Raw genomic sequence first — 13044 nt, 5'->3', positions numbered from 1 at the left:
CCCGCTTGATCCGCCGGTGGACCTCAGGAACGGCGGCGGCCGGGGATGGGGATGACGGCCTCGACGGTCGTGCCGACGCCGGGCCGGCTCGTCACCGCGACCCGCCCGCCGAGCAGCTCGGCGCGCTCCCGCATGCCGCGCAGCCCGTAGGAGTCCGGCCGGCGGCCCCGGCCGCCGCGCGCGAGGACGTCCCGCATCGAGAAGCCGGACCCGTCGTCGGCCACCTTGAGCCGAACCCGGTCGCTGGAGTGCTCCAGGAGCAGGTCGACGCGGTCCGCCGACGCGTGCCGCAGGCTGTTGCCGACCGCCTCCTGCGCGATCCGGTACAGCGCCGTCTGCACGTGGTCGGGCAGCTCCTCCTCCAGCTCGCCCTCGACGGTCACCGTCACGTCGAGCGCGCCGGGCGCGCCGGAACCGTCCCCGGCCTCCCTGGCCAGGGTGGCGAGCGCCGCCGACAGGCCGAGATCGTCCAGGACGGGCGGGCGCAGGCCCCCGATCGCCGCGCGGGTCTCGGCGGCGGCCAGCTCGCACAGCCGCCGCGCCATCATGATCTGCGCCAGCCCCTCGGGATGGTGCTCGGGCAGCGCCCGCTCGGCCGCCGACAGGTGGAAGCCGAGGCTGGCGAGCCGCTGGGCGATGCCGTCGTGGATCTCCCGGCTCAGCCGCGACCGCTCCGCCTCCTGCGCCTCGACGGCCCGCTCGGCGAACCGCTCGGCCGCGTGCTCGCGCTCGCGGGCCGTCCGCAGCCGGCGGCACGACGACAGCACCGGCGCGAACAGCCCGGCGAGCGCGGTGACGAGCGCGAGGTCGTCGGGCGGGCACGGCCCGGCGGACCGGACGTCCACGACGGCGATCACGATCCCGTCGCCGTGCACGGGGACCGCGGCGCCCCGCCCGTCCGGGTGCGTGCGGGCGCGGCCGTGCGCGGCGACCCGGCCGGCCTCGCCCTCCCCCAGCGGGACGGGCGCGCCCCGCCATTCCAGCACGCGCTCCTCCTCGTCCAGGACGTACACGTCGCAGAACGTCAGCGCCCGCGCGGACCGCACCACCAGCTCGGCCAGCTTCTCGGCCATCCGCGGCAGCTCGCGGTCGGAGCAGGCCACGCCCGCGACGCGCACGAGCAGGTCGCTGCCGCGCCCGGCGAGCAGTTCGAGCGGCCGCACGCCGGTCACCGGAACAGCCCCTCGCGGAGCGCGACGGCGATCGCCGCCGACCGGTCGGCCACCTCCAGCTTGCGGTACAGGGCGCGCAGGTGGCTCTTGACCGTCTCCTCGCTGAGCACGAGCCGCGCGGCGATCGCCTTGTTCGACAGGCCGCCCACCAGCAGCGACAGCACCTCGCTCTCGCGCTGGGTGAGGCCGCGGTTGGCGCCCGGCCAGAACTCGCCGCGGGTGAGCCGCGCCGCGGTCACCGCCATCCGCCCGGCGAGCGTCGGATCGACGACCGTCTCGCCCTGCGCCACCTCCTCCAGCCGGCGGACCAGCTCCGGGCCGTCCACCCGCTTGAGCAGGTAGCCGCCCGCCCCCGCGCGCAGCGCCTCGAAGACGTACTGCTCGTCGTCGTAGACCGACAGGAACACCACCCGGGACTCCGGGACGCGCCCGGTGATCAGGCGGCACAGGTCCAGGCCGCTCTCGGGACCGAGCCGCACGTCCAGCAGGACGACGTCGGGGCGCAGCGCGGTGACCAGCCGGGCCGCCTCGTCCCCTGTCCCCGCCTGCCCGACGACGCGCACGCGGCCGGAGAACCCGGCCAGCATCGCGGTCAGCCCGGCGAGGATCATCTCGTGGTCGTCGACCAGGACGACGCGTACGGGGACACCCATCCCGGCACGATAACAACCGCAAGCTACTCGTCAGTAGCCCCCACCGGGAAAGGCCTTCCGCGACTTCACCCCCGCTCTCCCCTGAATGGGGGACGAGCCGCCGCGCGAATCTGCCTACGCTGCACAGCGAAAACCGAATTCCGCAGGACGGAGGAATCAGTGCCCCATCGGATCGTGCACATGCTGCGGGCGCGCGGGTCGGGCCGCCGCCCCGTCATGCTCGCCATCGCGGGGGACAGCGCGGCGGGCAAGACCACCCTGACCAGGGGGCTTGTGCGGTGCCTGGGGGCGGACCGGATGACGGCGGTCTGCGTGGACGACTACCACCGCTACGACCGCGCCGAGCGGGCCGGGAAGCCGTTCACGGCGCTGCACCCGGACTGCAACCACGTCGACATCATGGAGCAGCACCTCCAGCTGCTGTCGATGGGCGAGCCGATCCTCAAACCGGTCTACGACCACGCGACCGGCGAGCTCGTCCGGCCGGAACTGGTCGAGCCCCGCGACTTCGTGATCGTCGAGGGACTGCTCCCGCTCCACACCCGGCTCGCGCGGGCCTGCTTCGACATCACCGTCTACCTCGACCCGCCCGAGCCGCTGCGCCACTCCTGGAAGGTCCGGCGCGACTGCGACAAGCGCGGATACAGCCCCGAGCAGGTGATGGCGGAGCTCACCCGCCGCGAGCCCGAGAGCGCCGCCTACATCCGCCCGCAGCGCAAGCACGCCGACATCGTCGTCCGGTTCGCGCCCGTCGCCGGCCGCCTCGATCCGCCCGGCACCCCGCTGTCGGCCGAGCTGCTGCTGCGCCCCACCATCGACCACCCCGAGCTCGCCGACGTCCTGGAGAGCGGCCCCGGCGACACCGAGACCGCGATGCACCTGCGCCTCCACCGCGACACCGACGGCCGCCCGGTGGACGCGCTGCACGTCCACGGGTACGTCTCGCCCGAGGAGTCGAAGGTCGTCAAGAAGGCCATCTGGGAGCGCCTCGGCCCCCGCGCCGGTACCGCCCTGCCCGATCCGGACGCCCTCGGCCGCATCGGCGACGCCGGCTCCAGCGACCCGCTCGCCATCACCCAACTGCTGCTGCTGTACCACCTGCTCGACGCCGACCAGCGCCAAGCAGCATGAGCGCGGAGCGAACCGGAGAGTGTTGGAGGTTTCTCCCACACGGGATACACCTGAGACTCCGCTGGCGTGCGGGGAGGCCCCGGGGCCTGGACCTGTGCCCCGGGCCGCGCGTCCGCGGTCGCCGGGAGGGCGCCCTCAGCGGGCGCGAGGGGCGCCCTCCCGGCCCCTACAGCTCGTGCCAGGGGATCTCGGGGCGGTGGGTGGCGACGACCGCCAGCGACTGGCCGCCGCGGATCCTCTCGTCGGGGGCGGGCGCCAGGCGGAAGCGGGCGTCCGGGCGGTGCGAGTCGCCCACCGCGAGGAGCGTGCTCCCCCGGCGGAGAAGGGAGATCGCCACGTCGAGGCGGGCCCACTCGCCGGCGTCCTCGGGAATGTCCACGCGGTAGAGGGTGCCGTCGCTGTCGAGCGTGCTGGCCAGGTTGTGGTAGATCGCGGCGATGCCCGGGTTGCGGATCGCGACCGCGGTCACCGCGGGATCGTCGATGTCGACCGGCTCGATGTTCTCGCCGACCAGCCGGAGGGCCTCGGTGATCTCGGCCCGCCGGCCGCCGTCGCGCACCCCGGCCAGCAGGTGGACGGCCGGGTCGCCGTTGCGCCGCAGGTAGGCCTCGACGGTCAGCATCACCCGCACCGTCTCGTCGTCGCTGCGGCCGACCACCAGGACCGTCCGCGCCTGCTCCATGCACGCCCGCTCGAAGGCGGTCGCGTCGAACGCGACCACGTCGTACAGCTCCGGATCCGGGTTCTCCCCCGCCAGCTCACCGGGCCAGAAGACGGTCACGACCGGCGTCTTAGCGAACTGCGGGTCGGCGCGCAGCTGCCGGATGATGGCGACCAGCCCGTCCCGCTCGTAACCGACGATCACGACGTGCCGTCGCCGGTGCAGCCGCGCCTGGCCGTTGGCCCTCATCATGCGTCCCTTCCCCATCCAGAGCGTCAGCTCGGCGAACATCACCAGCCCGGCGGTGAGCCCGGCGATCATGATGAGCACACCGCCGATCCGGCCGCCGACCGTGGTCGGGGACAGATCGCCGTAGCCGGTGGTCGTGCCGCTGACCAGGAAGTACCAGATGTACTCGTGCGGCTTCTTGATGTCGGCGCCCGGGTCCTCGAACACCGCGATGAGCAGCCAGCCCACCACGAAGGCCGTGAGGAGGACGAGCGCGGGCGCACGCCACGTCCGCCCGGTGATCCGGTGCACCAGGCGCATCAGCACGATCGGCATCCGCGAAGCGTGGCACCGGGCAAAATGCCGCGTCAAGCCCGGATCGCCCGGTGAAGGGCCTGGTCAGGCCAGGTCAGGGCCGCCGTCCGGGGACGGCCGGGCCCTCAGGCGACCGGGCCCCGTTTCAGGACGCGCGACAGCGCCGCCGCGACCTCCTCGGAGAGGCCGCCGTCGGCGGGAGGCTGGGCGCCCGAGTGCACGAGATCGGCCGTGCCCGGCTCGTCCCGGACGGCGTCGCGGGTATGGCCGCAGTCGCGGCACTCCACCTCGCCGAGCCGGCACACCAGCGCGGCCGAGCCGCACTCCGAGCAGTGGTCCAGGGCGTCCGCCCAGTCGTGGACGGCCTGGCACCGGGGGCAGATCAGGACCTGGTGGTCCGCCCGGACCCCGCGTTTCCACGGGCTCGCGCCGCGCACGGGGTCGGTCTGCCGCGCCCCGCAGCGGAAGCAGGGCATCACACCTCCAAGGGTGCGGGGGCCGGTTCCGGCCACCCGGACCGGATGGCCGTGGGGTGTGCCGGAACCGGTCCGTTTCGCTCAGAGCCCGGCGAGCGCCTTGCGGTACTCGTCGATGTCACGTGCGTCCGGGATCGCGTTCACGACCTTCCAGCGGACCACGCCCTCGGTGTCGATGATGAAGGTTCCGCGCAGCGCCACGCCCTTGGCCTCGTCGAACACGCCGTAGCGCTGCGCCGTACCGCCGTGCGGCCAGAAGTCGGCCAGCAGCGGGAAGCGGAAGCCCTCCTGGTCGGACCAGGCCCGCAGCGCGAACATCGAGTCGACCGAGACCGCGAGCACCTGCACGTCCGCGCCCGCCCCTGCGACGAGGCTGGACAGATCGTCGCGCAGCGCGCACAGCTCGCCCGTGCAGACGCCGCTGAACGCCAGCGGGTAGAACACCAGCACGACGTTCTTGTCGCCGCGGAAACCCGACAGTCTCACCGGGGCGCCATGCTGGTCCTTCAGCTCGAAGTCCGGGGCGGCGTCGCCTACGTTGACCGGCAAAGGTGTCTCCAGCCCCGGCGCTACTTGCGGACCTTGGGCGCGACCAGCCGCGTGCCGGACCACTCCCTGGCGGCGCTGACGCTGCTGGTCTGCGAGAGGCCGGCGGTCTGCGCGGCCTCGCCGATGTCGCTCGGCTCGACGTGCCCGTCGCGGCCCGCCTTCGGCGTCAGCAGCCAGATGTTGCCGCCGCCGGTGAGGGGGATCATGGCGTCGGTCAGGCCCTCGAACAGGTCACCGTCCTCCTCGCGCCACCACAGCAGCACGATGTCGACCACGTCCTCGTAGTCCTCGTCGACCAGCTCGTTCCCCGTGAGTTGCTCGACGGAGCGGCGGAGCTCCTCGTCGACGTCCTCGTCGTAGCCGATCTCCTGCACCACCTGGCCCGCCTTCAGGCCGAGCCGTTCGGCCAGGCTGCGCTCAGACTGCGCCTGACCCGCGGTCGCGCTCACGAAAGTCCTCCCATTGTCGTCAGTCCGCACGGTCCGTGCCCGTATGGCTCTCGGCCCCCCGGGACGGGCGGCCCGTCCGCACCTGTGCGGTGTTTGCGGGACAGTCCACACAAGTGTGGGCCCCTTGCGCAAGTGTCTTCCCGGCTTTTGGTGGCCCCATTGGCCCGATTACGAAGATCCCCGTCACAGGACGCCCACCCACGGTGACCCCCCGGAGGGTTCACGCTGCTCATTCCCGCACCCTGCGGGAAGACGGCCCCCGATATCCCCTGGTCCACGCTACTCATACCTGCGCCCTGTTGGGGAACGACCTCCCGTACCCCCCGGTCCACGCTGTTCATCCTTTGAGGAACGACAACCGCACCTGCCTGTCGGGGTTGTCGACATTGAGGTCGACCAGGGCGACCGACTGCCAGGTCCCCAGTGCGAGCCGCCCGCCCGTGACCGGGAGGGTCGCGAACGGCGGCACGAGCGCCGGCAGCACGTGCGAGCGCCCGTGCCCCCGCGACCCGTGCGCGTGCCGCCAGCGGTCGTCCGCCGGCAGCAGGTCCCGCAGGGCCGCGAGCAGGTCGTCGTCGCTGCCGGAGCCCAGCTCGATGATCGCCACGCCGGCGGTGGCGTGCGGGACGAAGACGTGCAGCAGCCCGTCGCCGCCCGCCGACGCGGCGAAACGCTCGCATTCCGCCGTGATGTCGTGCACGGCCTCGCCGGTACCGGTGGTCACCCGGACCACGGTGCTCTCCATGATCCCGTGTGTACCCCATCCGCGGCCCCGGACGCATCCGCGCCCGGTCGGATCCGCGGCCGGCGCCGCACGGCTAGCGGGACGCCTTCGCACGCGGCTCGATGACCGCGTCCGGCCCCGGGTACACCAGCCCCTCGTGGCCGTCGTCGAAGCGGACCAGGAAGGGCGGGCCGCCGTCCGGGCCCCGCACCTCGACGATCTCGCCGGTCCGGTCGGGCTGCCCCACCACGTTCCCGTGGACGTGCAGCCGGTCTCCGATCTTTCCGTTCATCCCCCACCCCCAAGCTCGTTCGCCCGCCGCCGGGGCGGACCGGGCCGGGCATGTCAGCACCCGTTGACTCCCCGTCTCCTACGTTCCCCGCACTCCGCCCGAGGGAATCTCCCGGCCGAGTGAAAAAGGTGGTTCCGCCGGGTCGGTTCACGTCCTGACCGGGGAGGATGGTTACTGGTTGGTAGAGATGCGTTAGCCGTGATAACCGGCGACGATGGATCACGAACCATGGCGACGAACAGTCTGCCGGGACCGGCGGCCTCCCGCGCGGCGGCCCAGGTCTGACCAGCACAGACGGTAAGGACAGAGGGGACCCCGTGGCTTCCGGACGTCAACGCTTTTCGATCATCAGCGACGGGCTGCCGAGCCAGCTGCCCGACATCAACCCGGACGAGACCCGGGAGTGGCTGGAGTCGCTGGACACGGTCATCAAGACCGAGGGCCGCGGCAGGGCGCGCTACGTGATGCTGCGGCTGCTGGAGAGGGCGCGAGAACTGCAGGTCGGGGTACCCGGCCTGCGCAGCACCGACTTCATCAACACGATCCCGCCGGAATCCGAGCCCTGGTTCCCCGGCGACGAGCACGTGGAGCGGCGCATCCGCGCCTACATCCGGTGGAATGCCGCGATCATGGTGTCGCGGGCGAACCGCCCCGAACTCGGCGTCGGCGGCCACATCGCCACCTACGCCTCCGCGGCCTCGCTCTACGAGGTGGGCTTCAACCACTTCTTCCGCGGCAAGGACCACGGCGAGTCCGGCGACCAGGTGTTCATCCAGGGCCACGCGGCGCCCGGCATCTACGCGCGCGCGTTCCTCGAGGGACGGCTGCCCGAGGACAAGCTCGACGGGTTCCGTCAGGAGCACTCGCACCCCGGCGGCGGCCTGTCGTCCTACCCGCACCCGCGGCTCATGCCGGACTTCTGGGAGTTCCCCACGGTCTCCATGGGCCTGACCGCGATCGACTCGGTGTACCAGGCCCGGTTCAACCGGTACCTGTACAACCGCAAGATCAAGGACACGTCCCGCTCGCACGTGTGGGCGTTCCTCGGCGACGGCGAGATGGGCGAGCCGGAGTCGCTCGGCGCGATCGGCCTCGCCGCCCGCGAGGAGCTCGACAACCTCACCTTCGTCGTCAACTGCAACCTCCAGCAGCTCGACGGCCCGGTGCGCGGCAACGGGAAGATCATCCAGGAGCTGGAGTCGTTCTTCCGCGGCGCCGGCTGGAACGTCATCAAGGTCATCTGGGGCCGCGACTGGGACCCGCTGCTCGCGCAGGACGTCGACGGCGTCCTGGTCAACCAGATGAACACCACCCCCGACGGCCAGTTCCAGACGTTCTCCGTCGAGTCCGGCGAGTACATCCGGGAGAAGTTCTTCGGCGACGACCCCCGGCTGCGCAAGATCGTCCAGCATCTGTCGGACGACGACCTGCGCAAGCTGTCGCGCGGCGGGCACGACTACCGCAAGGTGTACGCGGCGTTCAAGTCGGCCCGCGAGCACGTCGGGCAGCCGACCGTGATCCTCGCGCACACCATCAAGGGCTGGACGCTCGGCTCGGACTTCGAGGCCCGCAACGCCACCCACCAGATGAAGAAGCTCACCAAGGCCGAGCTGAAGGAGTTCCGGGACCGCCTCTACCTGGACATCCCGGACTCGGCGCTGGAGGCGCCGCTGCCGCCCTACTACCACCCGGGCGAGGACTCCGAAGAGATCCAGTACATGCGCGAGCGGCGCGCCGCCCTCGGCGGGTTCCTGCCGAAGCGGGTCGTGCGGGCCAAGACGCTCAAGCTGCCCGGCGACCCCGTCTACAGCGAGCTGAAGAAGGGGTCCGGCAAGCAGAACATCGCGACGACCATGGCGTTCGTCCGGCTGCTCAAGGACCTGATCAAGGACGAGAACATCGGCGCCCGGTTCGTCCCGATCGCCCCGGACGAGTACCGCACGTTCGGCATGGACTCGCTGTTCCCCACGTCCAAGATCTACTCGCCGCACGGGCAGACCTACGACGCCGTGGACCGCAAACTGCTGCTGTCGTACAAGGAGGCCGAAAGCGGCCAGATGCTCCACGAGGGCATCAGCGAGGCGGGCTCGATGGCCTCCACCATCGCGGCCGCCACCGCCTACGCCACGCACGGCGAGCACATGATCCCGGTCTACATCTTCTACTCGATGTTCGGGTTCCAGCGGACCGGCGACCAGATGTGGGCGCTCGGCGACCAGATGGGCCGCGGGTTCCTGCTCGGCGCGACCGCCGGCCGCACCACGCTCACCGGTGAGGGCCTCCAGCACGCCGACGGCCACTCCCCCCTGCTCGCGGCGTCCAACCCCGCGTGCGTCCACTACGACCCGACGTGGGCCTTCGAGCTGGCCCACATCGTCAAGGACGCCCTGCGCCGCATGTACGGGTCGTCCGAGGAGCACCCGAACGGCGAGGACGTCTTCTACTACCTCACCGTCTACAACGAGCCGTACCAGCAGCCCGCCGAACCCGAGAACCTCGACGTCGACGGGCTCCTCAAGGGCCTGTACCGGCACCGGGCCGCCCCGGAGGTCTCCTCCGGGAACGGCCAGGCCCCGCGCGCGCAGATCCTCGCCTCCGGCGTCGGCGGCCGGTGGGCCCTCGAAGCGCAGCGGCTGCTCGCCGAGGACTGGGGCGTCGCCGCGGACGTGTGGTCGGCCACGTCGTGGAACGAGCTGGCCCGCGAGGCCCGCGAGTGCGACGACTGGAACCTGCTGAACCCCGACGCCGAGCAGCGCGTCCCGTACGTCAGCCGGACGCTCGACAACGTCGCCGGGCCGATCGTCGCGGTGTCGGACTACATGCGCGCCGTACCCGACCAGATCGCGCCCTGGGTGCACGGGGACTACACCTCGCTCGGCACGGACGGGTTCGGATTCTCCGACACCCGCGCCGCCGCCCGCCGCTTCTTCAACGTGGACGCCGCGTCGATCGTCCTCGCGGTGCTCACCCGCCTCGCCCGCCACGGCGAGGTCAAGCCGGAGACCCTGGCGGAGGCGATCCAGCGCTACCAGCTGGACTCCGCCGTCAGCGACGTCTTCGCGGGCGGCGTCGGCAGCGCCGAGAGCAACACCGGCGGCGACGCTTGAGCACGGTGATCGCGGAGGTGTAGGCCGCGATCACCGGCTCGCGTGAAAGGGCCCCGGGGAGGTTCTCGCCTCCCCGGGGCCCTTTCGCGTCCGGCGTCAGGACGACGGAGGCGTGAAGACGCCGAAGGTGTTGCCCGACGGGTCCTGCAAGTAGGCGAACGTGAGGCCGTTGCTGTTGGTCATGGCGGGCATGGCCACCTTGCCGCCGGACTTCACGGTCTGGTCGCAGACGGCGCCGACGTCCTCCACGAGGACCAGGAACATCGCGTGGTTGCGGGACGCGTCCGGCTCGTAGGAGACGCCGCCGGACGGCGCGTCGGCGCCCGGGTAGCTGACCAGGTCGTAGCCGTCGCCGTCCGGGTCGATCGCGAACTTCCAGCCGAACATGTCGCCGTAGAAGCGGCGGGCCTCCTCCGGCGCGTCGGTGCCGACCTGGAACCACGTGACGGTGTTGAACGCGGGAACAGTCATTGATCCTCTCCTTCGAACGCTGGCTGGCACCAGCTTGGAAGAGCTGCGCGACAGCCCCCTGTCGGAGTTTTCGAACGAGTTCTCGAAGCGGAACTCCGCCCACACGACCGTGCGGTCCCCGTCCGCCCGGAACCCCAGCGCTTCGGGAGAGCTTCGACGATCCGCATCCCGCGCCCGGTCTCGGTGCCGTCTTCCCCCTTGACGTGAGGGCGCTCACCGGCCGCCCCGTCGTCGGCGACCTCCAAGCGGTGAATACCCGCTCCGGCCGGCGGGCTAACCGTCACCCAGCCGCCGTCACCCGAGGTCGTGTGGGTGATGGCGTTGCAGCCACCGCTCGCCAGCACCGGATCGGCGCCAGGCCGTTACTGCGGAGCAGCACACGGTCTCCGCTGGGACGTCCCGCCACGCGACCCCTGTCCGCAGCACGTACGACGGGGTAGCCGGGGATCAGTATGTGACGTGGAATTCGTTACCGCCGGCGTCGAGGAACTCGCCGGGTCGGCGGTCGCGACGGGTGACCTCCAGTCGCAGCCTGTTCCGCGCCGCTTTCGGCGCTGCAGGCGGCCCCATCACCAGCGAGACCGCGCTGGTGGGCCTTCGTCGAAGCCGGACGCCCCAGTCGTGGGATTCGACGGCGTGCCAGTCGGCCTGGGACTCCCAGAAGGACGGCTGGGCGCAGCGGTCCTCCTCGGCCACGTCAAGGCAGATCGCGACGAGGCCGGAGTCTGCAAGCACTCCGGGATGCCCGGGACGCAGCACGCAGAACTCGTTTCCCTCCGGATCAGCCAGCACATCCCAGGGAACGTCCCCCTGGCCGATGTCGATCCGCGTCGCACCGAGTGTGAGCAGGCGCGCCACCTCGGCCTCCCAGTCCGGCCCCCCGGCCAGGTCGAGGTGGAGCCGGTTCTTGCCCGCCTTCGGCTCCGCCGTCGGCACGAACCGCAGCCGCAGGCCGTCCGTCCGGCCCCGCGTCGCGTCCTGCCAGAAGCGTTCCATACGCGCGACATCCAGCGCGTCGATCACGATCCCGGTCAGCATTCCATTCCCCCAGGCTGTCGAACCCGTCGCCTGCTCTCGCCACCGCTGCCGGCATGCCATTCGGGAGCGGCGAGACACCCGCCTCACAAGTCGCCCGGACCGAAACCAGCACGCACCCCGGACACCCTGCCGACCAAGATCCCCGAGCACAAGGCCCCGTTCCTGACTCGTACCGCTTCACGACGACCGGCTGCGCCATTCCGGGAACCCTTCAGGATCCGGTACACGTCGGTGCAGCGTGTTCGGTCACTCGGGGGTGCCGGGGACGACCAGGCCCGACTCGTAGGCGACCACGACCGCCTGGGCACGGTCGCGCAGGCCGAGCTTGGCGAAGATGCGGGTCACGTGGGTCTTGACCGTCGCCTCGCTGAGGTGGAGATGGGCGGCCAGTTCGGTGTTGGACAGGCCGCCGCCGACCAGGCGGAGCACTTCCTTCTCGCGCGGGGTCAGGACGTCCAGGCCCTGGGGCGCAGGCGCGGGGCGGGCGAAACGCTCGACGAGGCGGCGGGTGATGGAGGGGGCGAGCAGCGCGTCCCCGGTCTCGATCAGCTTGACCGACGCCACGAGGTGTTCGGGGGTGACGTCCTTCAGCAGGAAACCGCTCGCGCCCGCGGCGAGCGCGGAGTACACGTACCGGTCGAGGTCGAAGGTCGTCAGGATCAGCACCCGGCACGCCGGGTCGTCGGCGAGGACCCGGCGGGTGGCCTCCAGGCCGTCCATCCCGGGCATGCGGATGTCCATCAGCACCACGTCCGGCCGCAGCCGCCGCGCGGCGGACACCGCCTCCAGCCCGTCGGCGGCCTCCCCGACCACCTCGATCCCGGACCTGCTGAGGATCATCCGGAACCCGCCGCGCACCAGTGTCTGGTCGTCGGCGATCAGCACCCGCGTCACGGCCGCTCCAGGGGGATCCGCGCCCGCACCCGGTAGCCGCCGCCCAACCGCCGCCGCGCGTCGAGGTCGCCGCCGTACACCGCGACCCGTTCGCGCAGCCCGGCCAGGCCCCGGCCGCCCCTGCTCTCGGGCGGGGCCTGGCCCGTCCCGGTGAGCACGCTCGGGCCGGTGTTGAGGACCTCCAGCCGCAGGTTCCGCCTCCCGTAACTCACCGTCACCTCCGCCGTCGCCCCGGGGGTGCCGTGTTTCAGCGCGTTGGTGAGCGCCTCCTGGACGATGCGGTACCCGGTCGCGTCGATCCCGGCGGGCAGCGGGCACGGTTCGCCCGTCACCCGAACATCGACGGGCAGGCCCGCGAACGCGATCCGGTCGACCAGGGTCCCCAGGTGCGCCAGCGACGGCTGCGGGGTGAACGCCTCACCGTCGCCGTCCGGGGCGGGCGCGAGCACACCGAGCAGGTGCCGCAGCTCGGTCATCGCCTCCCGACCGGTCCGCTCGACGGCCAGCAGCGCGTCCTCGGCCTCGCCGTCGACACCGTGCCGGGCGGCGCCCGCCTGCACGACCATGACGCTGACGCTGTGGCTGACGATGTCGTGCAGGTCCCGGGCCACCCGGGCCCGCTCCTCATCGACGGCCCGGCGCGCGGCGCCCTCGCGTTCACGTTCCAGCAGCCAGGTTCGCGCCCCGAGCTCGGAGCGGCGCCTGCGCCGCTCCCACAGAGCCCATGTGCACGGAACCGCGGCGAGGAGGGGCACGAGCCACGCGGGCAGCATGCGCCCATCCTCCCGCCAGACCCGGGCGGAACGCATCATTCTGGCGGTCCACGCCCGTACATCCCTCGGATGACCCGGCCCCGTACTTACATCCAGGACCCGACGCGCGGG

At 72.0% G+C, this 13044-nt stretch carries 14 protein-coding genes; 2 read left to right on the top strand and 12 right to left on the bottom strand.

Features of this window, described 5'->3' with window-relative positions; genetic code table 11:
* Window positions 1-23: 23 nt before the first annotated feature.
* A complete protein-coding gene (locus AB0H37_RS04970; RefSeq protein WP_360611446.1) occupies window positions 24-1172 on the bottom strand; it encodes a GAF domain-containing sensor histidine kinase in 1149 nt (382 codons plus the stop codon).
* Window positions 1169-1825 carry a response regulator transcription factor gene (locus AB0H37_RS04965; RefSeq protein ID WP_179836454.1) on the bottom strand — a complete coding sequence of 219 codons (657 nt, stop codon included), beginning with the start codon at window positions 1823-1825 and terminating at the stop codon, window positions 1169-1171. Before AB0H37_RS04965 ends, AB0H37_RS04970 begins: the two co-directional genes overlap by 4 nt.
* Before the next feature lie 159 nt (window positions 1826-1984).
* On the opposite strand from AB0H37_RS04965, the gene AB0H37_RS04960 reads away from it, so the two are divergent.
* Window positions 1985-2956, top strand: coding sequence for a phosphoribulokinase (locus AB0H37_RS04960; RefSeq protein WP_360611444.1), 972 nt, complete (start codon window positions 1985-1987; stop codon window positions 2954-2956).
* 166 nt (window positions 2957-3122) lie between these two features.
* On the opposite strand, the gene AB0H37_RS04955 is transcribed toward AB0H37_RS04960, so the two are convergent.
* The 6 genes from AB0H37_RS04955 to AB0H37_RS04930 all read right to left on the bottom strand — a co-directional run bounded on the left by AB0H37_RS04955 (window position 3123) and on the right by AB0H37_RS04930 (window position 6650).
* Window positions 3123-4181, bottom strand: a complete 1059-nt coding sequence (locus AB0H37_RS04955) for an ion channel (protein ID WP_329087760.1) — start codon at window positions 4179-4181, stop codon at window positions 3123-3125.
* 104 nt (window positions 4182-4285) lie between these two features.
* Entirely contained in the window at window positions 4286-4636 is a 351-nt protein-coding gene (locus AB0H37_RS04950) for a hypothetical protein (protein ID WP_360611442.1), read from the bottom strand.
* Between the two features lie 81 nt (window positions 4637-4717).
* The gene (locus AB0H37_RS04945) at window positions 4718-5185 is read right to left on the bottom strand and encodes a peroxiredoxin (RefSeq protein WP_179836457.1); all 468 of its coding nucleotides are present in this window, start codon (window positions 5183-5185) and stop codon (window positions 4718-4720) included.
* Between the two features lie 20 nt (window positions 5186-5205).
* Window positions 5206-5634, bottom strand: a complete 429-nt coding sequence (locus AB0H37_RS04940; protein WP_179836458.1) for a DUF3052 domain-containing protein — start codon at window positions 5632-5634, stop codon at window positions 5206-5208.
* A gap of 337 nt (window positions 5635-5971) precedes the next feature.
* Entirely contained in the window at window positions 5972-6379 is a 408-nt protein-coding gene (locus tag AB0H37_RS04935) for a YjbQ family protein (RefSeq protein WP_329087753.1), read from the bottom strand.
* Between the two features lie 73 nt (window positions 6380-6452).
* Window positions 6453-6650 (bottom strand): DUF1918 domain-containing protein, encoded by a 198-nt coding sequence (locus AB0H37_RS04930; protein WP_179836460.1) that lies wholly within the window; start codon window positions 6648-6650, stop codon window positions 6453-6455.
* A 317-nt stretch (window positions 6651-6967) separates the two neighbouring features.
* Here AB0H37_RS04930 and aceE point away from each other — a divergent pair, with 317 nt between their 5' ends.
* Window positions 6968-9757: a pyruvate dehydrogenase (acetyl-transferring), homodimeric type gene (aceE, locus tag AB0H37_RS04925; RefSeq protein WP_360611438.1), complete on the top strand. Its 2790-nt coding sequence runs from the start codon at window positions 6968-6970 to the stop codon at window positions 9755-9757.
* A 96-nt stretch (window positions 9758-9853) separates the two neighbouring features.
* Here aceE and AB0H37_RS04920 read toward each other — a convergent pair whose 3' ends face one another.
* The 4 genes from AB0H37_RS04920 to AB0H37_RS04905 all read right to left on the bottom strand — a co-directional run bounded on the left by AB0H37_RS04920 (window position 9854) and on the right by AB0H37_RS04905 (window position 12933).
* The gene (locus AB0H37_RS04920) at window positions 9854-10228 is read right to left on the bottom strand and encodes a VOC family protein (RefSeq protein WP_179836462.1); all 375 of its coding nucleotides are present in this window, start codon (window positions 10226-10228) and stop codon (window positions 9854-9856) included.
* A 447-nt stretch (window positions 10229-10675) separates the two neighbouring features.
* Window positions 10676-11266, bottom strand: coding sequence for a VOC family protein (locus AB0H37_RS04915; RefSeq protein WP_360611436.1), 591 nt, complete (start codon window positions 11264-11266; stop codon window positions 10676-10678).
* Between the two features lie 246 nt (window positions 11267-11512).
* On the bottom strand, window positions 11513-12160 hold the full coding sequence (locus AB0H37_RS04910; RefSeq protein ID WP_360611434.1) for a response regulator transcription factor: 648 nt from the start codon (window positions 12158-12160) through the stop codon (window positions 11513-11515).
* Window positions 12157-12933, bottom strand: coding sequence for a histidine kinase (locus AB0H37_RS04905; protein ID WP_360611432.1), 777 nt, complete (start codon window positions 12931-12933; stop codon window positions 12157-12159). Before AB0H37_RS04905 ends, AB0H37_RS04910 begins: the two co-directional genes overlap by 4 nt.
* Window positions 12934-13044 lie beyond the last annotated feature (111 nt).

This window comes from Actinomadura sp. NPDC023710 (assembly GCF_040639875.1).
GTDB lineage: Bacteria > Actinomycetota > Actinomycetes > Streptosporangiales > Streptosporangiaceae > Spirillospora > Spirillospora citrea.
Note: the sequence above shows the minus strand (reverse complement) of the source record. Positions and strands in the feature narration are given on the sequence as shown.